22 protein-coding genes, 2 tRNA genes and 1 other RNA gene are annotated in these 18,508 nt (G+C 42.8%); 15 read left to right on the top strand and 10 right to left on the bottom strand.

What is annotated here, in order from left to right; translation table 11 throughout:
* The first annotated feature begins 26 nt into the window (after window positions 1–26).
* Window positions 27–587, top strand: a complete 561-nt coding sequence (locus B3J29_RS15180) for a flavodoxin family protein (protein WP_034701650.1) — start codon at window positions 27–29, stop codon at window positions 585–587.
* A gap of 51 nt (window positions 588–638) precedes the next feature.
* Here B3J29_RS15180 and smpB read toward each other — a convergent pair whose 3' ends face one another.
* Window positions 639–1,115: an SsrA-binding protein SmpB gene (gene smpB / locus B3J29_RS15175; RefSeq protein WP_034701647.1), complete on the bottom strand. Its 477-nt coding sequence runs from the start codon at window positions 1,113–1,115 to the stop codon at window positions 639–641.
* A gap of 138 nt (window positions 1,116–1,253) precedes the next feature.
* Between smpB and coaD the strand changes: the two genes are divergently transcribed.
* From coaD to B3J29_RS15145, 6 genes are all read left to right on the top strand, one after another.
* Complete coding sequence (gene coaD / locus B3J29_RS15170; protein WP_034701644.1) at window positions 1,254–1,745, top strand: pantetheine-phosphate adenylyltransferase; 492 nt, start codon at window positions 1,254–1,256, stop codon at window positions 1,743–1,745.
* Window position 1,746: 1 nt separating this feature from the next.
* Window positions 1,747–2,010, top strand: coding sequence for a YfhL family 4Fe-4S dicluster ferredoxin (locus B3J29_RS15165; protein ID WP_034434081.1), 264 nt, complete (start codon window positions 1,747–1,749; stop codon window positions 2,008–2,010).
* A 26-nt stretch (window positions 2,011–2,036) separates the two neighbouring features.
* An RNA gene (gene rnpB, locus B3J29_RS15160) (RNase P RNA component class A) lies at window positions 2,037–2,414 on the top strand.
* 72 nt (window positions 2,415–2,486) lie between these two features.
* A tRNA-Met gene (locus tag B3J29_RS15155) sits at window positions 2,487–2,563 on the top strand.
* A gap of 99 nt (window positions 2,564–2,662) precedes the next feature.
* Window positions 2,663–2,848 carry a hypothetical protein gene (locus B3J29_RS15150; RefSeq protein WP_227504403.1) on the top strand — a complete coding sequence of 62 codons (186 nt, stop codon included), beginning with the start codon at window positions 2,663–2,665 and terminating at the stop codon, window positions 2,846–2,848.
* A gap of 53 nt (window positions 2,849–2,901) precedes the next feature.
* A complete protein-coding gene (locus B3J29_RS15145; RefSeq protein ID WP_227504404.1) occupies window positions 2,902–3,396 on the top strand; it encodes a hypothetical protein in 495 nt (164 codons plus the stop codon).
* Window positions 3,397–3,405: 9 nt separating this feature from the next.
* Here B3J29_RS15145 and B3J29_RS15140 read toward each other — a convergent pair whose 3' ends face one another.
* A complete protein-coding gene (locus B3J29_RS15140; protein ID WP_034170171.1) occupies window positions 3,406–4,029 on the bottom strand; it encodes a CatB-related O-acetyltransferase in 624 nt (207 codons plus the stop codon).
* Window positions 4,030–4,135: 106 nt separating this feature from the next.
* Window positions 4,136–4,540: a RidA family protein gene (locus B3J29_RS15135; RefSeq protein ID WP_034701376.1), complete on the bottom strand. Its 405-nt coding sequence runs from the start codon at window positions 4,538–4,540 to the stop codon at window positions 4,136–4,138.
* A 138-nt stretch (window positions 4,541–4,678) separates the two neighbouring features.
* Between B3J29_RS15135 and B3J29_RS15130 the strand changes: the two genes are divergently transcribed.
* The gene (locus B3J29_RS15130; RefSeq protein WP_034170173.1) at window positions 4,679–5,260 is read left to right on the top strand and encodes a TetR/AcrR family transcriptional regulator; all 582 of its coding nucleotides are present in this window, start codon (window positions 4,679–4,681) and stop codon (window positions 5,258–5,260) included.
* A 78-nt stretch (window positions 5,261–5,338) separates the two neighbouring features.
* On the opposite strand, the gene greA is transcribed toward B3J29_RS15130, so the two are convergent.
* The 3 genes from greA to carA all read right to left on the bottom strand — a co-directional run bounded on the left by greA (window position 5,339) and on the right by carA (window position 10,284).
* A complete protein-coding gene (gene greA, locus B3J29_RS15125) occupies window positions 5,339–5,815 on the bottom strand; it encodes a transcription elongation factor GreA (RefSeq protein WP_005236827.1) in 477 nt (158 codons plus the stop codon).
* 85 nt (window positions 5,816–5,900) lie between these two features.
* Window positions 5,901–9,131 carry a carbamoyl-phosphate synthase large subunit gene (carB, locus tag B3J29_RS15120; RefSeq protein ID WP_034701372.1) on the bottom strand — a complete coding sequence of 1,077 codons (3,231 nt, stop codon included), beginning with the start codon at window positions 9,129–9,131 and terminating at the stop codon, window positions 5,901–5,903.
* 13 nt (window positions 9,132–9,144) lie between these two features.
* Complete coding sequence (gene carA, locus B3J29_RS15115; RefSeq protein WP_034170175.1) at window positions 9,145–10,284, bottom strand: glutamine-hydrolyzing carbamoyl-phosphate synthase small subunit; 1,140 nt, start codon at window positions 10,282–10,284, stop codon at window positions 9,145–9,147.
* A gap of 310 nt (window positions 10,285–10,594) precedes the next feature.
* On the opposite strand from carA, the gene B3J29_RS15110 reads away from it, so the two are divergent.
* Both B3J29_RS15110 and B3J29_RS15105 read left to right on the top strand, forming a co-directional pair.
* Window positions 10,595–11,083 (top strand): hypothetical protein, encoded by a 489-nt coding sequence (locus tag B3J29_RS15110; protein WP_034170176.1) that lies wholly within the window; start codon window positions 10,595–10,597, stop codon window positions 11,081–11,083.
* Window positions 11,084–11,184: 101 nt separating this feature from the next.
* Window positions 11,185–11,409 (top strand): hypothetical protein, encoded by a 225-nt coding sequence (locus B3J29_RS15105; protein ID WP_004784802.1) that lies wholly within the window; start codon window positions 11,185–11,187, stop codon window positions 11,407–11,409.
* Window positions 11,410–11,685: 276 nt separating this feature from the next.
* On the opposite strand, the gene B3J29_RS15100 is transcribed toward B3J29_RS15105, so the two are convergent.
* Both B3J29_RS15100 and yhbY read right to left on the bottom strand, forming a co-directional pair.
* On the bottom strand, window positions 11,686–12,225 hold the full coding sequence (locus B3J29_RS15100) for a DOMON-like domain-containing protein (RefSeq protein WP_034170177.1): 540 nt from the start codon (window positions 12,223–12,225) through the stop codon (window positions 11,686–11,688).
* An 11-nt stretch (window positions 12,226–12,236) separates the two neighbouring features.
* Window positions 12,237–12,560 (bottom strand): ribosome assembly RNA-binding protein YhbY, encoded by a 324-nt coding sequence (yhbY, locus tag B3J29_RS15095; RefSeq protein WP_004784797.1) that lies wholly within the window; start codon window positions 12,558–12,560, stop codon window positions 12,237–12,239.
* Between the two features lie 196 nt (window positions 12,561–12,756).
* Between yhbY and rlmE the strand changes: the two genes are divergently transcribed.
* From rlmE to B3J29_RS15070, 5 genes are all read left to right on the top strand, one after another.
* On the top strand, window positions 12,757–13,407 hold the full coding sequence (rlmE, locus tag B3J29_RS15090; RefSeq protein ID WP_004784794.1) for a 23S rRNA (uridine(2552)-2'-O)-methyltransferase RlmE: 651 nt from the start codon (window positions 12,757–12,759) through the stop codon (window positions 13,405–13,407).
* 148 nt (window positions 13,408–13,555) lie between these two features.
* A complete protein-coding gene (gene ftsH / locus B3J29_RS15085) occupies window positions 13,556–15,445 on the top strand; it encodes an ATP-dependent zinc metalloprotease FtsH (RefSeq protein ID WP_034701384.1) in 1,890 nt (629 codons plus the stop codon).
* Window positions 15,446–15,551: 106 nt separating this feature from the next.
* Entirely contained in the window at window positions 15,552–16,166 is a 615-nt protein-coding gene (locus B3J29_RS15080) for a GNAT family N-acetyltransferase (protein ID WP_034701369.1), read from the top strand.
* A 78-nt stretch (window positions 16,167–16,244) separates the two neighbouring features.
* Window positions 16,245–17,096, top strand: a complete 852-nt coding sequence (gene folP, locus B3J29_RS15075) for a dihydropteroate synthase (RefSeq protein ID WP_034170180.1) — start codon at window positions 16,245–16,247, stop codon at window positions 17,094–17,096.
* A 105-nt stretch (window positions 17,097–17,201) separates the two neighbouring features.
* Window positions 17,202–17,516 carry a DUF5713 family protein gene (locus B3J29_RS15070; protein ID WP_034170181.1) on the top strand — a complete coding sequence of 105 codons (315 nt, stop codon included), beginning with the start codon at window positions 17,202–17,204 and terminating at the stop codon, window positions 17,514–17,516.
* Between the two features lie 28 nt (window positions 17,517–17,544).
* On the opposite strand, the gene B3J29_RS15065 is transcribed toward B3J29_RS15070, so the two are convergent.
* Window positions 17,545–18,234, bottom strand: a complete 690-nt coding sequence (locus tag B3J29_RS15065) for a hypothetical protein (protein ID WP_104425872.1) — start codon at window positions 18,232–18,234, stop codon at window positions 17,545–17,547.
* Window positions 18,235–18,327: 93 nt separating this feature from the next.
* Window positions 18,328–18,413: transfer RNA gene (locus B3J29_RS15060), tRNA-Leu, on the bottom strand.
* Between the last annotated feature and the right edge of the window lie 95 nt (window positions 18,414–18,508).

The raw sequence follows: 18,508 nt of genomic DNA, 5'->3' as shown, positions 1-18,508 counted from the left end.
ATTGAAATTCTTGGTTTTTGATTGTTATGTCCCTATCTTCCCAATCTGTTGCGATTGTTTATCACAGTCCTTATGGACACACGGCTAAAGTGGCAAATTTTATTGCTGATGGTGCACGGGAAACCGGTGTTCAGGTGCATATGATGAATGTCGAACATATAGACTGGGAGGTGCTGGACGCTGCCGATGCGATTATTTTTGGCTGTCCAACTTATATGGGCAGTCTGACTTCTGCCATGAAGTTATTTATGGAGCAGTCGTCCAAGCGCTGGCTGGCACGTAGCTGGCAAGGCAAGCTGGCAGCAGCCTTCACCAATGGTGGTGGCTTAAGTGGGGACAAGCTGGCTGTCTTGCAGCAGATTAATCTGTTTGCGATGCAACATGGCATGTTGTGGTCAGGTCTACCGTTAATGCCGACAGGTCGTTCCACTACAGATCTGAATCGCATGTCGAGCTTTCTGGGCCTCATGACCCAATCTGACAATGCACCTGTTGAAGTGACACCACCGGAAGGAGATTTACAAACCGCGATCTGGTTTGGTGAATATATTGCCTTGACACTGGCCCGTCTGAACCTGAAAGTCTAATTCGATCCGTAAAAAAAACCTCCATTCATTGGAGGTTTTTTATTGCTGGCATTATTTATGGAAAATACGCGCTTTATCACGTTGCCAGTCACGGTCTTTTTCAGATGCACGTTTATCATGTAACTGTTTACCTTTTACCAACGCAATTTCCAGCTTGGCATGCGGGCCTTTCCAGTAACAGGCCAGTGGTACACAGGAATAACCTTTCTGGTTGATCGCACCCATGAGTTTTTCAATTTCACGGCGTTTCAGCAGCAGTTTACGGGTACGCGTCGCTTCAGGGACAACATGGGTAGATGCACTCAGTAAAGGCTGAATCTGTGCGCCGAACAGGAAGGCTTCACCATTTTTAAAGGTGATATAGCTCTCCACAATACTGATACGACCGGCACGCAGGGATTTTACTTCCCAGCCTTGCAAGGAAAGTCCAGCTTCAAATTTTTCTTCAATAAAATAATCGTGACGGGCACGTTTGTTCAGAGCAATCGTTCCGCCGTTATTTTTTTTAACTACAGTTGCTTTCGCCATAATCAGACACTTCCAAAGTTACAGCTATTGTACCGTAACTTTTATTGAGTTGAAGTGTTTAAATTGATGGAGTTTCTTCACTAAAAAATGAAGATTTTGTTAAAATGGAAACTTACACAATAAACAGAGTACAAATGGATGACTAAAACTCGTGTAATTTATCCGGGAACTTTTGATCCGATCACCAATGGCCACATTGATTTGGTGACCCGCGCAGCAAAGATGTTTGATGAAGTTGTAGTTGCGATTGCAATCGGACATCACAAAAACCCGGTATTTAGTCTGGAAGAACGAGTTGAACTGGCCCAAACGTCATTAAGCCATTTGAACAATGTTGAATTTGTAGGATTTGATGGCCTGCTGGTGAACTTCTTCCGCGAGCAGAATGCTACCGCGGTATTGCGTGGTTTACGTGCAGTGTCCGATTTTGAGTATGAATTTCAGTTGGCCAATATGAACCGTCAGCTGGATTCACATTTTGAAGCGGTATTTTTAACCCCTTCAGAACAGTATTCCTTTATTTCATCCACTCTGGTGCGTGAAATTGCCCGCTTGAGAGGGGATGTAACCAAGTTTGTTCCGCCAAACGTGGTTGCTGCCTTCGAGCGTAAACTTCAACAAGGTTGGTAGCGTGTCTTTATATATCACCGATGAATGCATCAACTGTGATGTCTGTGAACCTGTATGCCCGAATGAGGCAATTTATATGGGGGAGCTCATTTACGAGATCAATCCTGATCTGTGTACCGAGTGCGTCGGACATCATGATAAACCGCAGTGTCAGTTATTCTGTCCTGTAGACTGTATCCCGCTTGATCCAAACCATGCAGAGACGCAGGAACAGCTTCAAGCCAAGTATGAAAAACTGACTGCTCAAAAAACATCAAGCAATTAGTTGCCAGATTTGATACTATGCGGCTCGAAGTGAGCCAGACGATCGCTGCTGTGGAGATCTCCGTGATTGAAGCAGGGGAGGAAAGTCCGGGCTTCATAGGGCAAGGTGCCAGGTAACGCCTGGGCGGCGTGAGCCGACGGAAAGTGCAGCAGAGAGTAGACCGCCTTCATTATGGTGCTGAGCAATCGGAATCGGAGGTAAGGGTGAAAGGGTGCGGTAAGAGCGCACCGCATGACTGGTAACAGTTCATGGCATGGTAAACCCCACCGGAAGCAAGACCAAATAGGGATCCTTTAGGCATGGCCCATGCTGGATCCGGGTAGGTCGCTTGAGCGTATGAGTGATTGTACGCCTAGAGGAATGATCGTTCTCGACAGAACCCGGCTTATCGGCTCACTTCACCAAATTTTGATCAATCAGTGCATTATGGGGTTGACGTTTTTTTTAGAAAAACTCATAATGCGCGCACAGTTTAAGGCTATGTAGCTCAGTTGGTTAGAGCACCGCACTCATAATGCGGGGGTCACAAGTTCAAGTCTCGTCATAGCCACCATATTCAAAAAAACCCACTCCGATTGAGTGGGTTTTTTTATGCCTTTAAAAATTAAAATGATAAGATGAGTGGAAAATAAGTAACTGAATTTTAAAAATAATGAATCAAAATTTTATTAAGTGGATTAAAGAAAATATTGGAAGTTGTTTGTCATGGGCAATAACTTTTGGTTGGTTAATCTTTATCTATTTTAAAATTCATAATGGTTTGCTGCCTAAAGATCTAAATGAGTTTGGAAATTTTATAGCAGGTGCTTTTGCGCCACTTGCATTTTTTGGTTGGTAAGGGGGTTTTATCAGCAAGGCGAGGGCTTAAAGCAAAATTCTGAAGCTTTGAAGATGCAAGCGATTGAATTACAGAAAACTAGTGTTGCACTAAACTTACAGATAGAAGAAATGCAAAAAACAGTTGAACAGCAAAAATTATTAGCAGAATATCAACGTCTTGAAATTGAGGATAAACATCAGTCAATAAATCCAATTCTTACAATAACTTTTACTGTGCAAGAACAATCACATAAATACTACTTAGACTTTAGAGTTAATAATGTTACAGATAATCCAGCTAAAAATTTAACATTATTTCCTGATTTAGAAAACAATATTAATTATTCATCAATAATCAAATCTTACTTTGAAAAAAAATATATGCACATTACTGATGAATTGAGTGAGACTGAGGAGGAATTATTTGATCAAGGTGCTGTATGTGTTAGAAATATACTTCTAACCTATGAAAATATATATTCAAGAAAGTTTAGTGAAAAATTTAAAATTACTTTCCGTAAGGATGTAGACTCAAAGATATTGACAGAGGTTTGTATTGTTGAGTAAATTATTTTCTTAAACTTTATTTATGAATTTTATCAATAATTCAACATCATTCGTCTGCAATTGTTCACGCATCTTTAAAAACTGCTTTTCATCTAAGTCATAGAGCTTAAGTGAAAGCAGTTTTTCTATATCTTCTTCAGGGAAACGATATTTAATAATTTTCGCAGGTACGCCACCGACAACAGCATAAGGTGGCACATCTTTCGTTACTACAGCACCTGTTGCCACCACAGCACCTTCGCCAAGCGTTACACCTTGCATGATCATGGCACGAGAGCCAATCCAGCAACCATCACCAATAACAGTATCACCCGCAGGCACAAAACTGCGTGTATCGAATGGAAACGCAGAAATCCAGTCGGTACGGTGTAACTGGTTGCCACCCATCATAATCACGCATTCTGCACCAAAGCAGACAAAATTACCGATATAAAGCTGGTCAATCGGTTTCTCTGGTGTGGCTGGCTTGTCATGCAGATAACGCACCACACAACGCTCAAAACCTTGATCCCAATAGGCTGAGTAATAACTGTAATTGCCCTTAATATGAATATTTGGATTCTTCACCGTTTTTGATATGAACTCAAATTCACACCAGTGATTCACAGGAGAATTAATTAACTTTTCAGCCATAAGGGGGATACAAAAAATAGTGAATAAGAAATTATACCTAATCGGCGTTTAAACTTGCTGAATAATATCTAAAAGACGCTCAAGCGACTGCGAATAACGCAAATGATTAGACTGGTGTGGATGCTGTAGGAATACGAGCAATCACTTTAATTTCAAAATCAAAACCTGCTAACCACGTGACACCTACTGCTGTCCAGTTAGGATAAGGCTTCTCTGTAAATATCCGACTTTTCACTTTCATGATGCTTTCGAACTGCCGTTCCAGATCAGTATGAAAAGTTGTGACATCGACAATATCATCGAAAGTACAGCCAGCTGCAGCCAATGTAGCAGCCAAGTTTTCAAAGGCTCGTTTTACCTGTTTCTCAAAGTTAGGTTCAGGACTACCATCTTCACGGCTACCAACCTGACCGGATACAAATAATAAATCTTCTGATTTGATGGCAGCAGAATAACCATGCTGTTCATACAGGGCATGGCGATCTTGGGGAAATATTGCAGTTCTAGTCATGATAATCCTCGCTCAATTTTAATTTATACGTATTTTAGGAAGCAATTCAAATCTTCACATACGCCTCGTATGTTAAAATAATTGACATACGAGGCGTATGTCAATTAAAATTTTTCACAATGCTGGTGGAAACAACATATGTCTGTACGTGAACAAAAAATGGCGGAAACCCGCAAAAAACTCATAGAAGTCGCACGATGTGCATTTGCTGAATACGGTTATGCGGATACTTCAATGGATAAGCTCACGGCAGAAGCAGGGCTGACCCGGGGTGCGCTATACCATCATTTTGGAGATAAAAAAGGCTTGTTTGCCGCCGTGGTCGATCAGATTGATTCAGAAATGGCTGAATATGCCGGGCAACATCTGGAGCAGCCTAATGATCTATGGGAAGGATTGATGCTTGAAGGGCGTACTTATATTGAAAATGCTTTGAATGCTGAGTTTCAACAGATTGTGCTACGTGATGGTCCGGCAGTATTAGGGGATCCCGCACATTGGCCAAGTCAAAGTAAATGCCTGCAGTCGACACGTGAATGTGTAGAACAGTTACTGGCTGAAGATAGATTGAAACCAGTTGATGCACTTGCTGCGGCAGTCTTGCTAAATGGTGCAGCAATGAATGCAGCACTATGGGTTGCTTCAAGTGAGGATCCTGCACAGGTCTTATCTCAGGCTTTACAGGCATTTGAAGCCTTGGCGTCTGGCTTCTTAAAATAAAGCCGATAGAAATTTCTAGACTCAATAAAAAAACCCCTCATCTGAGGGGTCTTACAGCCTAAAATATCTATTTAAAAATTAGATATATTCAACGCTTACGATTTCGTATTCAACTTCACCTTGTGGAGTTACGATTTTCACATCGTCGCCTTCGTTTTTACCCAGCAGGCCACGCGCAATCGGAGAGTTCACAGAGATCTTGTTAATCTTAAAGTCTGCTTCGTCATCGCCCACGATTTTGTAAGTTTTGCGCTCTTCAGTGTCCAGATTCTCAATAGTCACAGTGACACCAAAAACTACACGACCATTTTGCTCCAGTTCTTTAACATCAATCACCTGGCAAGCGCCCAGTTTACCTTCGATGTCCTGAATACGGCCTTCACAGAAACCTTGCTGCTCACGCGCAGCATGATATTCCGCGTTTTCTTTTAAATCCCCATGCTCACGTGCCTCTGCAATCGCTGCAGTAATACGTGGACGATCCACAGTTTTCAGTTGGTGTAATTCTTTCTCTAAGGCAAGTTTGCCTTCGGGAGTCATAGGATAACGTTGCATAGTTGTCCCTCAGTAATAAAAATGAAAGTCTATAAATGAAAAAAAGCCCGCCACCGAGAAGGTGACGGGACTTCTCAGTAACGAATTAACCTACTGTTAAATCTTGCAAACGATATACATCCATTGGCAATTTAATTGCTAAAGCTTGGCATACAGCATCAGCACCATTCAAGGTAGTTGTGTTATACACTTTACCTTGTAGCGCTGAACGACGGATCGAGAATGAATCTTCCTGCGCTTTTTTACCTTCAGTCGTATTGATTACAAGGTGGATTTCGCCGTTTTTAATACGGTCCACAATGTTTGGACGACCTTCAGTTACTTTGTTTACGCGTTCACATTCAAGACCAGCTTCGCTAATCACTTTAAATGTACCATCAGTTGCAAGAATCTTGAAGCCTAGGTCAATCAATTGTTTCGCAATGCCTGCTGCACGAGGTTTATCTGAGTCACGTACAGAAATAAATGCGTGTTTCACTTCACCTTCTGTCGGAAGACCAGGTAGACGTTCGTTCGCACCTAGAACAGCTTTATAAAATGCTTCACCGAATGTTTTACCAACTCCCATCACTTCGCCAGTCGATTTCATCTCAGGGCCAAGGATCGGATCAACACCAGGGAATTTGTTGAATGGGAACACTGCTTCTTTTACAGAGAAGTGTTCAGGGATAATCTCTGAAGTGAATCCTTGAGATTCTAGAGATTGACCCGCCATACAACGTGCAGCCACTTTCGCTAAAGATTCGCCGATACACTTAGAAACGAACGGCACAGTACGTGATGCACGTGGGTTCACTTCCAGGATGTAAACGTCTTTGCCTTTAACTGCAAACTGAACGTTCATCAAACCGATTACGCCAAGTTCTTTTGCCATTGCAATTGTCTGACGACGCATTTCGTCCTGAATCTCTTTAGACAAAGAATAAGGAGGAATCGAACATGCTGAGTCACCTGAGTGAATACCTGCTTGTTCAATGTGCTGCATGATGCCGCCAATTACTACGTCTTTACCGTCAGATACGCAGTCTACGTCAACTTCAATTGCATCATCCAGGAAGCGGTCAAGCAGAACAGGTGCTTCGTTTGATGCTTGAACCGCATCACGTAAGTAACGTTTGAGTTCTTCGTCGTTGTACACGATTTCCATCGCACGACCACCAAGGACGTAAGAAGGACGTACAACAAGTGGATAGCCTACTTTAGATGCTTCAGCCATACCTTCTTCAGCAGATTTTACGATGCTGTTATTTGGTTGACGAAGTTGCAGACGTTGAATCATTTGCTGGAAACGTTCACGGTCTTCTGCGCGGTCAATCGCATCAGGAGATGTACCAATGATTGGCGCACCCGCTTCTTCTAAAGCACGAGCCAGTTTCAAAGGTGTTTGACCACCGTACTGTACGATAATGCCTTTTGGCTTCTCGATACGTACGATTTCAAGAACGTCTTCAAGTGTAATTGGTTCGAAGTACAAACGGTCAGATGTGTCGTAATCCGTAGAAACAGTTTCAGGGTTACAGTTCACCATGATGGTTTCATAGCCGTCTTCACGCATTGCAAGGGCAGCGTGTACACAGCAGTAATCGAATTCGATCCCTTGACCGATACGGTTAGGGCCGCCACCAATCACAATGATCTTGTCGCGGTTAGACGGATTAGATTCACACTCTTCATCATAAGTTGAGTACATATAAGCAGTATCAGATTCGAATTCTGCAGCACATGTATCCACACGTTTGTAGACTGGAGTGACGCCCAGGTTCCAACGGTGTTTACGGAATTGTTTTTGTGAAATGCCCATCAAGTCCGCAATGCGAAGATCTGATAAGCCTTTACGTTTGAATGCACGGATGTTGTCTGCGTTCAAGTCGCCAAAACCTAAAGTTTTGATCTGGTTTTCAGTTTTGATGATGTCTTCGATTTGAATCAAGAACCAGCGGTCAATGTTCGTTGCAGCGAATACTTCGTCTAAAGTAAAGCCGTGACGGAATGCGTCGCCCACGTACCAAATACGCTCAGGACCTGGCACTTTAAGCTCTTGCAAGATTTTGTCGCGCGCGCCTTCAGCACCCACTTCAATTTTTTCGTCAAAACCAGAAGCGCCCACTTCAAGACCACGAAGCGCTTTTTGCATAGACTCCTGGAAGTTACGACCAATGGCCATCACTTCACCCACAGATTTCATCTGTGTTGTCAAAGTTGCATCAGCTTGTGGGAATTTTTCAAAGTTGAAACGAGGAATTTTGGTTACAACGTAGTCGATTGCAGGTTCGAATGATGCAGGTGTTGTACCGCCAGTGATGTCGTTTTTCAACTCATCAAGCGTATAACCCACAGCCAGTTTCGCTGCGATTTTCGCAATCGGGAAACCTGTTGCTTTAGATGCAAGAGCAGATGAACGAGAAACACGCGGGTTCATCTCGATCACAACCATACGGCCGTCTTTCGGGTTAATACCGAACTGAACGTTAGAACCACCTGTTTCTACACCAATTTCACGAAGTACAGCTAGAGAAGCGTTACGTAGTAACTGGAATTCTTTATCTGTAAGCGTTTGCGCAGGCGCAACAGTGATCGAGTCACCTGTGTGCACGCCCATTGGGTCGAAGTTTTCAATGGTACATACAATGATACAGTTGTCGTTTTTGTCACGAACAACTTCCATTTCGTATTCTTTCCAGCCAATCAATGATTCATCGATCAATAACTGGTGAGTAGGAGAGAGGTCGAAACCGCGTTCACAGATTTCCAGGAATTCTTCACGGTTGTAAGCAATACCACCGCCTGAACCACCCATAGTGAATGATGGACGGATAATCACAGGGAAGCCGAAGCGCGCTTGAATCTCAAGTGCTTCTTCCATAGATTCAGCAATAGCCGCTTTTGGACACTCGAGACCAATTTTACGCATTGCTTCGTCAAACAGTTTACGGTCTTCTGCTTTTTCGATCGCTTCTTTGGTCGCGCCGATCAGCTCAACGTTGTATTTTTCAAGAATACCGTTGGCATCCAGTGCAAGGGCACAGTTCAGTGCAGTCTGGCCACCCATCGTTGGAAGGACAGCATCTGGACGTTCTTTTTCAATGATTGCTGCAACAGTCTGCCAGGTAATCGGTTCGATATACGTCGCATCTGCCATTGCAGGGTCGGTCATAATGGTGGCTGGGTTAGAGTTCACCAGAATAACGCGGTAGCCTTCTTCACGAAGCGCTTTACATGCTTGAGCACCTGAGTAGTCAAACTCACATGCTTGACCGATGACGATCGGACCAGCACCAATGATCAAGATGCTTTTAATGTCAGTACGTTTAGCCATGATGCTTCCTTAGTTACTTCTTAGATGCTTCGATAAGTTCGATGAAATGATCGAACAATGGTGCGCAGTCATGTGGACCAGGGCTTGCTTCAGGGTGACCCTGGAAGCTGAACGCAGGTTTGTCTGTACGATGGATACCTTGGTTTGTACCATCAAACAGTGAGCGATGAGTCACACGCAATACCGCAGGCAAGGTGCTTTCATCCACTGCGAAGCCGTGGTTTTGAGAAGTAATCATCACTGTACCAGTTTCGATGTTCTGTACAGGATGGTTAGCGCCATGGTGACCGTGCGGCATTTTTACCGTTTTAGCACCCGATGCAAGAGCAAGAATCTGGTGACCCAAGCAGATACCAAATACTGGAATTTCAGTTGTTTCAACAATTGTTTTTACAGCTTCAATTGCGTAGTCACATGCAGCTGGATCGCCAGGACCATTTGACAGGAATACGCCATCTGGATTTAACGCAAGTACTTTTTCAGCAGGAGTTTGTGCAGGCACCACAGTCAATTTACAGCCGCGGTCTGCGAGCATACGCAAGATGTTGGTTTTGACACCGTAGTCGTATGCAACCACATGGAATTTAAGTTCAGGTTGAGTAAAGCCTTTGCCAAGTGCCCATGAGCCTTCAGTCCATTCGAAACCGCTCGGATCACAGCATTCTTTCGCAAGGTCTAAACCACTTAAACCACCGAATGCACGTGCTTTTTCGACTGCTTCTTCTTCAGTGATGTTTTCACCCGCAAGGATACAACCGTTTTGTGCACCTTTATCACGCAAAATTCGAGTTAATCGTCGCGTGTCGATGTCAGCAATGGCAACTACATTGTGCTGTTTTAAATAATCACCAAGTGATTGATTCGCACGGAAGTTACTATGTAGTAAAGGAAGGTCGCGGATAATTAAACCGTTTGCCCATACTTTATGAATACGACCTGATTCAGCGTCTTCTTCGTTGCAACCTGTGTTACCGATATGTGGGTAAGTCAGCGTTACAAGCTGCTGTGCATAACTAGGATCAGTCAAAATTTCTTGATAGCCAGTCATGGCAGTGTTGAAAACGACTTCACCAGTCGTACAACCCGATGCGCCAATTGAAGTACCTTTAAAGATAGTTCCGTCGGCAAGGGCTAAAATTGCTGGGGTGCTCAAACCAAAGCTCCTGAAATTTAGGCTGTAAAAAAGCGAGTAGACGAAAAAAAAGGAAGGTTAATTTTTAAACCTACCCTCCTATGTCTGCTCGCTTGAACTTAACACGGCATTATACGCAGAACCACCCCCCAAGTCCAATAGCTTTGCAGCAAAAGTATGAGATAAATGGCTTGCTTTTTGCTTGAAAGTCTGTTTTACGAACAACGTAAAAAAATGTAAGCAATTAAGAATTGTCTAACAAATCAAATCTTAATTTTTATCAAAACTACTAATATGGATGAGTCGTAATATAATTATAGGAATAAGACACATGACTACAGCAGCGAAATCTTCCCAATCCAAGAAAAAGATCAATACCGTGGTTTCAGAAACGACTGAACAGCTTGAAAAAGTAGCAGCTGAGGCCAAAGAACAGGTGGTAGAAACTATCGAAGAAAGCAAAGAGAAACTTGAAGTCGAAGCGAAACAGCTGGGTGATACTGTGCAGGAACAGTTACGCCAGTTAAAACAGGATCTGTTACAACGGATCGATACTCTGAAAGAGCAGTTTTTTGGTTCGCAAAAAGAACTGACTGAATTAACCAGTTTTATCAAAACCGAATTTACCGCAGTGATTGAAGACTTATCCAATATGGGTAAAGAACTGAAAGAAGATGTCAGCCAGATCTCGACCAAACATAAAGAGCATCTGACTGGTACATTCAAGCGCTCAAAAGACAGCACCATTGAAGTCCTGAAAAAGGTCAAACCCATGGTAAAAGCTGAAAGTTCAGAAAAAAGCCTTGAGCTGAAGAGTTAAGGGAATACGCTGACTAAAATTGCATGAAAGGAGAACTAGATATGTTCTCCTTTGTCTTTTTGAGGCAAACGGACTCACAATAATAATGAAAGGGGGTCACGATGCAGCAGCATTATTTTGCAGGTGTACTTGGTTTACTGACGCTGATTATGATGCTTAATCTGGAAAGTTGGTTGATGCGTGCACTTTATCTGGGTGTGATGATGTTATGCTTGGGATTCTTTGGACTAACTTTTGGAACGATTATCCTGATCATCTTCACGTTAACTATAATTTTTTATGCCGCGGTAAAATCAGTGCAGGACAATTACCGCTTACATCACTAAAATGTCGAAAACAATTAAAACGAACTCTTAGTCTATCAGCTTAAATATCGTTTAAATTATTATTAAAGTAGCCAACCCTAAGTATAGAGAGCAGGCTAGTTGTATCAATTTAATTTTGACCTGAATCCATGTAATGAAAATACAGGTAAATATTTTCCTCAAGCTATAACAGCGAGCTTTGAACGGATGAGCCGGAAAAGCCCATAAAAAAACGTGAGACTTTAATGCTCACGTTTTTTAATATCTTTTTTATCCAGTAAATGCTTTTAATCTGCATTAAAAGACATGCAGCCAATCCCGTTTATTGTGGAAGTCTGCTTCTGGACTGCTGTGCTGCATTGCAAAGTATTGATCACCTTGTGAGGTTTTTAATACTGCTGTCAGACCAATAAACAGGTCTGCCCATTTAAGTTTGTGCTCAACCATAAACTCGGTCAGATCCAGACTGACATTAAGGCCATAATGGGTGCGTTTAAGCTGATTCAGTTCGATATCGTATGCAGCAGGTGGCGGCATATCTTCCGGATAGCGATATTCCTCAAACTGATAGGCTTGCCAGGCCTGAGAAGGGGAGAGATTGATTTCGCGATAATAATCTTCACCCTGAACCCCGATAAAGATTTCAAAGCAGGTCTGTTCCCACAAAAAATCACGACGGGGATGTGCAGTAACCATTTCTGGCCACAGCACGTACTGGTTGGGATCGCGCAACCAAAATCCGACATTCAAGCTGCATGGATTTTGCTGTTCGATGGCACCGACCAATGAGATTGCCTGAAAACGGCGATCAAATGCGCTGAGTTCGTAACTGGCCATAAATCCTGTACTTAGTTAGAAAGATGGGCAAAACGGACAAGATTGGATAACTTCTGGTTTTGCTTTGGAGCTTTCTTGTAAAGCAGCGCAATTTTACCAATAGTTTGTACCACTTCAGCACCTGTAGTTTCTGAAAGTTCAGCAATGAGTGCTGCACGTGCTTCACGGTCTTCAGCCACCACTTTTACTTTAATGAGTTCGTGATCATTAAGGGCACGATTTAGCTCTTCAACTACAGATTCAGTTAAGCCTTTGTCACCAAGCATTACAACCGGGTTTAATGCATGTCCAATTTGACGTAAACGCTTACGTTCCTGAATAGATAAAGACGCCATGAGAGATAACCTAATTTTTAAAACGGCTTAGTATAGCAAAAGCGAAAAACAAACGCTGTAAATTCTCAGGAAATAATCACTTGTAAATAATCGCAAATCACACCGGAATACTCAGATTTAGATACACATGTATACTGCAAAAAATGTGTTTTTCACGTACAATGAATCATTAGAAGTTTTTTTTATTTAGAGAGTTATGGCAACACGCATTACCAACCAAAAGTTATCTAAAAGTAGTCGTGCGTGGATGAGAGAGCATCTTGATGACTTTTATGTGAAAAAAGCACAAAAAGAAGGTTATCGTGCCCGTGCTGCGTACAAGTTGCTAGAAATTCAGGAAAAATACGGCATTATCAAACCCGGCATGACTGTAGTGGACTTAGGTGCTGCCCCAGGAAGCTGGTCCCAGATTGCCGGAAAACTGGTCGGTGATAAAGGTCTGGTGATTGCATCAGACATCTTAGAAATGGATGCGCTACCTGATGTGACTTTCTTGCAGGGCGATTTCCGTGAACAAGAAGTATTCGATAAATTGTTAAATATTTTAAACGGACGCACAGTAGACGTTGTAATTTCAGATATGGCCCCCAATACATCAGGTAATAGAGCTGTAGATCAACCACGTCAGATTTATTTATGTGAACTTGCTCTGGATTTTGCCAACAAGGTACTCGGTCCGAAAGGACAGTTTGTAGTGAAAGTATTCCAGGGTTCAGGTTTTGATGAATTTCGTAAAGAAGTCGTTAACAGTTTTGATGTATTGAAGACGATTAAACCTGCTGCATCACGTGCCCGTTCGAAAGAAGTGTTTTTGGTCGGACAGGGACGCAAGAAGGCTTTGAAATAAAGTTTACTTGCCAACACGTTAAAAATTGTGCATTTTGTAGGTTTTTACATTATTGCAAATTGATTTGCAGCTTATTGATTTGCAGCTTATTGATTAAGGTCACCCTTCGAGGGCATGATCAAATTAGATTGGAATGGGAAATAAAGCTTTGAGCGATCTTTTTAAGAATGCCGTATTGTGGCTCGTGATACTGGGTGTGCTGGTGTTAATCTTCAGCAACGTCAGTGACCGCAATCAACCGACTACAATGAACTATTCGGAGTTTGTTGCCGCGGTCAATGCTGGCCAAATTAAACAAGTTACAATTGATGGCGAAAGAATTCGCGGTGAAAAATCAAACGGTTCAGAGTTTGAAAGCATTCGCCCGGCAGTTCAAGACCCAGAACTGATGCCAAGCCTGATTAAAAATAATGTAGTCGTTGAAGGTGAAGCGCCTCAACGTCAAGGCTTGCTCATGCAATTGCTGATTGCAAGTTTCCCTGTGCTTCTAATCATTTTGTTATTCATGTTCTTTATGCGCAACATGGGTGGCGGTGCAGGCGGCAAGAATGGCCCAATGAGCTTTGGTAAATCTAAAGCGAAAATGCTATCTGAAGACCAGATCAAAGTAACATTTACTGATGTGGCGGGTTGTGATGAAGCAAAACAGGAAGTGGTCGAAATCGTTGACTTCCTGAAAGATCCTGCAAAATTCAAACGTCTGGGTGCGACTATTCCTAAAGGCGTCCTGATGGTGGGTCCTCCAGGTACAGGTAAAACCCTGCTGGCTAAAGCCATTGCAGGTGAAGCAAAAGTTCCATTCTTTAGTATCTCAGGTTCTGACTTCGTTGAAATGTTTGTCGGTGTCGGTGCATCTCGTGTACGTGACATGTTCGAACAGGCAAAACGCCATGCACCATGTATCATCTTCATTGATGAGATTGATGCAGTCGGTCGTCATCGTGGTTCAGGTACAGGTGGCGGTCATGATGAACGTGAACAGACTCTGAACCAGATGCTGGTAGAGATGGACGGTTTTGAAGGCAATGAAGGCATTATCGTGATCGCTGCAACTAACCGTGCTGATGTACTGGATAAAGCTTTACTTCGTCCAGGCCGTTTCGACCGTCAAGTCATGGTAGGTCTGCCAGATATTAAAGGTCGTGAGCAAATCCTGAATGTACATTTGAAGAAATTGCCTTCTACTACGGGTGTAGATGTCAAAGTGCTTGCTCGTGGTACACCAGGCTTCTCAGGTGCACAGTTGGCCAACCTTGTAAACGAAGCGGCATTATTTGCTGCACGTCGTAACAAGAACACCGTCGATATGCATGACTTTGAAGATGCGAAAGACAAACTGTACATGGGCCCTGAACGTAAATCGATGGTACTTCGTGAAGAAGAGCGTCGTGCTACGGCTTACCATGAAGCAGGTCATGCGATTGTGGCAGAAATGCTTCCAGGTACAGATCCTGTGCATAAAGTCACCATCATGCCGCGTGGCTGGGCATTGGGTGTCACCTGGCAGTTGCCTGAGTTTGACCAGACTAGCCATTATAAAGACAAGATGTTGAATGAACTTTCAATCCTGTTTGGTGGTCGTATCGCAGAAGAAGTATTTATTAACCAGATGTCGACTGGTGCTTCGAATGACTTTGAACGTGCAACTAAAATGGCACGTGCAATGGTGACCAAATATGGTATGTCGGACAAGTTAGGCGTCATGGTCTATGAAGATGACTCTCAACAGTCATTTATGGGTAGCATTGGTACCCGTACGATTTCTGAGGCCACCCAACAACAGGTAGATGCGGAAGTTCGTCGCATCATCGATGAGCAATACAAGGTTGCACGCGATATCCTTGAAAATAACAAAGATATTGCCCATGCCATGGTGGAAGCGCTACTTGAGTGGGAAACAATTGATCGTGAACAGATTCGTGACATTATGGAAGGTCGTGAGCCAAAACCACCTAAAGTTTATGTTTCAGATAATCCAGTGATTGATGTAACACCGACTGATGGTCCAATGACTCCTCCGCCATTACCAGCGAACTAAGTTAACAATTAAAACCACCTTCGGGTGGTTTTTTTATGGCTATTATTTTGTCATATCTAGTTGAATGCTATAGTCAACTCATAAAAATCAATGAGTAAAAATAAGAATGAATTTACCTGTTCTGGAATCCGATATTTATCAGCTACGTTTGGAGCCACTGAGCTGGGAACATTTTGCAGACTTAGAAACTGCATGTGCCGAAGGGGACTTAGGGGAAGTGTTATATAACTCGGTGCCTTACCTACATAAACTTAAACACTACTTTATCCAAGCTTTTGAACAGCAGTCCAAAGGTGAAAGAATGGCTTTTGCCGTGATTGATTTGAATTCGGGCCGCGCCATTGGCACCACCAGTTATCATGATATCAAGCCAGAAATTCCACGCGTTGAAATTGGCTTTACCTGGTATGCCAAACCTTATCAACGAACCTATGTAAACCGGGTCTGTAAATATCTTTTGTTGCAGCATGCATTTGAAGAGCTGAATGCTCAAGTGGTAGGCTTTCGGACTGATCATCTGAATCTCAAAAGTCAAAAAGCTATTGAAGCTCTGGGTGCCAAACAGGATGGCAGCATTAGATGTCATATGCTGCGTAAAGATGGCGTGACACTCAGAGATAGTTATATCTATAGTATTTTAAAAAGCGAATGGGTTGATGTAAAAGCGTTACTGCAAGCCAAGCTGATGCAATATTCCAATAAGAACCACTTTGAAATCTAAGCCTTGATTAGATTGAGCTTTGCTTTATTGACCTTTCCATAAGACAATACCGGGGTTATTGTGAACTAGGAGTGAACCATGCAGCTGAAGCCATTACTACCACAGATCTGGACTTTCGGTCATTTGAAACTGGATTTGTCTCAGCCGCATGTGATGGGAATTTTAAATGTGACTCCGGATTCCTTTAGCGATGGAGGGCTACATAATCAGAAAGATCAGGCAGTAGTAAAAGCCTTGGAAATGATCGCTGATGGTGCCACTGTGATTGATATCGGGGGGGAATCTACACGTCCGGGTGCATCAGTCGTGGACGTTGAAGAAGAACTTCGTCGTGTGGTTCCAGTTGTAGAAGAACTATCTAAACATGATGTGATCATCTCGATTGATACCTCACAGCCGGAAGTCATCAAAGCAGCCGTCAAGGCTGGTGCACATATCTGGAATGATGTACGCGCGCTCACTCGTCCACAAGCGTTAGAAACGGCAGCAGAACTGAATATTCCGGTGATCATCATGCATATGCGTGGTGAGCCGACTACGATGAATAATCTGGATCAGTATGATGATGTGACTCAGGATGTGATTCGGGAACTGACACAACGGGTTCAAGATGCTTTAGATATCGGCGTTAAAGCTGAAAATATCATGATTGATCCTGGTTTTGGTTTTGCCAAAAATGCCCAGCAAAATCTTAAATTGCTTCAGGAATTTTATAAACTGACTGAAATGGGCTATCCAGTTCTTTCTGCCTTATCCCGCAAACGTTTTATTGGTGCTGCACTAGATGGTGCAGAACCTCAAGCACGTGCAGTAGGTTCGGCTGCGGCGCATTTGCTGAGCATTCAGCAAGGTGCCTGTATGGTTCGTGCACATGATGTCAAGGCAACAGCAGACGCCATAAAAATCTGGAAAGCTATGCAAAATGCCTAAATCTGGGCTGAAAGACATCTAAGGGCACAAGCTGTTTGGCTTTTAAACAGCAATGTGCTATACAGGCACGCTTAAGTTAGATTGTCATCTTTTAGAGTGCCTGTAATGTTTGCAGATTTACTTCTCCCCATGTTCGATGATGAATATTATCCCGATATTCTGGTTGCAGAAATCAAGCAACACATCGAACGCTTTGCTTCTAAAGTATCTAAATCCAGTTTATCAGATCAGGACGTGTACCAGCTAGCGCATGAGACTGTGGCAGACATCAATGCCATGAAGCCGCAGTTTGAAGATCTGGACTCTTCTCTGGATAATACTGCCGCAGACTATATTGCCGAGGCCATGATGATGGTCGTGCAAGAACAGGGTCTGTTTGATATTGAAATGGAAGAACTGGTCGTTAACCGCGAATGGTAAAAAAAGCCCTGTTAAACAGGGCTTTTTTTTAATGATCTGAAAATACGTCTTTTAAATTTTTATAATGAATTTCATCTAATAGTTTCTGTTCTTCCAGCATGCAGCTATGATGTAAATCCAGATAATACTGTTTTAAATCTTTGTGATAAGGCACTGGTTCCGGCTCTTTGCTTTGCGACTGCTGATAAGACCAGTAAGCCAGTTGACGGATTTTCTGCAAACGTACCAGAAGGGTGCTGCGAGTCGAAACTCTAAAACAAGGCTCGACTAAAACTGGTACAAGGCTACTGAAAGCAAGCAGGGCCAAGCAAGGCAAGGTAACAAATGCTGAGTGAAAATACTGATAATTTATAAATGACAGAATCGCAATCAGGGTTTGCATATACAGGCAGAGTTGCAAACGCTTGGCATAGCGGGCAGAACTGTATTTCGCCTGAAACTGGGCACGCCAGATATAAGGATAAAGCATGCCAATCATGACAATGGTACCTGCACTGAGCGCCTGATATTTTGAAGTGACAAAGTCAGGATAAAACGGCAGCGAAAAGCACAGGCAGCAAAAACCTGTGATCATGACCAGAATACCGATACGTAAATACAGATATAGATCAGTGGTCTGGTTCAAATATTTATAACGGCCATAGCTGAGGCTACAAAAGAATGCATCAGGATGGCGTAATTGCAATCTGGCTAGATCAAAAGAACGGGATGCAGACATGGGGAGGGCACATTCTATTGGTGATAATCACGCATAAAAAAACCAGCTGAATGCTGGAGATTTTTCATTGCACCATTCTAATCAGAATTAAAATGGTGCCCGAGGCCAGACTCGAACTGGCACGCTTTGTGGGCGGGGGATTTTAAATCCCCTGTGTCTACCGATTTCACCACTCGGGCATGTGCGCAATAATAGAGGACGAAATAAAGCTTGGCAAGTAAATTTCAATATGTTTGCTTTATTTTAAAGCAATTCAGTAGCTTAAATTTAAAAA

The sequence above is a fragment of the Acinetobacter sp. UBA5984 genome, from assembly GCF_002429925.1.
Classification (GTDB): domain Bacteria; phylum Pseudomonadota; class Gammaproteobacteria; order Pseudomonadales; family Moraxellaceae; genus Acinetobacter; species Acinetobacter variabilis.
This window is presented reverse-complemented; position numbering and strand designations above follow the sequence as displayed.

Coding starts and splice junctions, on each gene's coding strand:
- carB (WP_034701372.1), bottom strand. CDS start 9,131: ATGGCTAAACGTACTGACATTAAAAGCATCTTGATCATTGGTGCTGGT.
- yhbY (WP_004784797.1), bottom strand. CDS start 12,560: ATGGCGTCTTTATCTATTCAGGAACGTAAGCGTTTACGTCAAATTGGA.
- B3J29_RS15100 (WP_034170177.1), bottom strand. CDS start 12,225: ATGGCCAGTTACGAACTCAGCGCATTTGATCGCCGTTTTCAGGCAATC.
- greA (WP_005236827.1), bottom strand. CDS start 5,815: ATGCAACGTTATCCTATGACTCCCGAAGGCAAACTTGCCTTAGAGAAA.
- folP (WP_034170180.1), top strand. CDS start 16,245: ATGCAGCTGAAGCCATTACTACCACAGATCTGGACTTTCGGTCATTTG.
- B3J29_RS15070 (WP_034170181.1), top strand. CDS start 17,202: ATGTTTGCAGATTTACTTCTCCCCATGTTCGATGATGAATATTATCCC.
- rlmE (WP_004784794.1), top strand. CDS start 12,757: ATGGCAACACGCATTACCAACCAAAAGTTATCTAAAAGTAGTCGTGCG.
- B3J29_RS15110 (WP_034170176.1), top strand. CDS start 10,595: ATGACTACAGCAGCGAAATCTTCCCAATCCAAGAAAAAGATCAATACC.
- smpB (WP_034701647.1), bottom strand. CDS start 1,115: ATGGCGAAAGCAACTGTAGTTAAAAAAAATAACGGCGGAACGATTGCT.
- B3J29_RS15105 (WP_004784802.1), top strand. CDS start 11,185: ATGCAGCAGCATTATTTTGCAGGTGTACTTGGTTTACTGACGCTGATT.
- B3J29_RS15065 (WP_104425872.1), bottom strand. CDS start 18,234: ATGTCTGCATCCCGTTCTTTTGATCTAGCCAGATTGCAATTACGCCAT.
- B3J29_RS15130 (WP_034170173.1), top strand. CDS start 4,679: ATGTCTGTACGTGAACAAAAAATGGCGGAAACCCGCAAAAAACTCATA.
- B3J29_RS15145 (WP_227504404.1), top strand. CDS start 2,902: ATGCAAGCGATTGAATTACAGAAAACTAGTGTTGCACTAAACTTACAG.
- B3J29_RS15180 (WP_034701650.1), top strand. CDS start 27: ATGTCCCTATCTTCCCAATCTGTTGCGATTGTTTATCACAGTCCTTAT.
- B3J29_RS15135 (WP_034701376.1), bottom strand. CDS start 4,540: ATGACTAGAACTGCAATATTTCCCCAAGATCGCCATGCCCTGTATGAA.
- B3J29_RS15080 (WP_034701369.1), top strand. CDS start 15,552: ATGAATTTACCTGTTCTGGAATCCGATATTTATCAGCTACGTTTGGAG.
- B3J29_RS15140 (WP_034170171.1), bottom strand. CDS start 4,029: ATGGCTGAAAAGTTAATTAATTCTCCTGTGAATCACTGGTGTGAATTT.
- B3J29_RS15150 (WP_227504403.1), top strand. CDS start 2,663: ATGAATCAAAATTTTATTAAGTGGATTAAAGAAAATATTGGAAGTTGT.
- coaD (WP_034701644.1), top strand. CDS start 1,254: ATGACTAAAACTCGTGTAATTTATCCGGGAACTTTTGATCCGATCACC.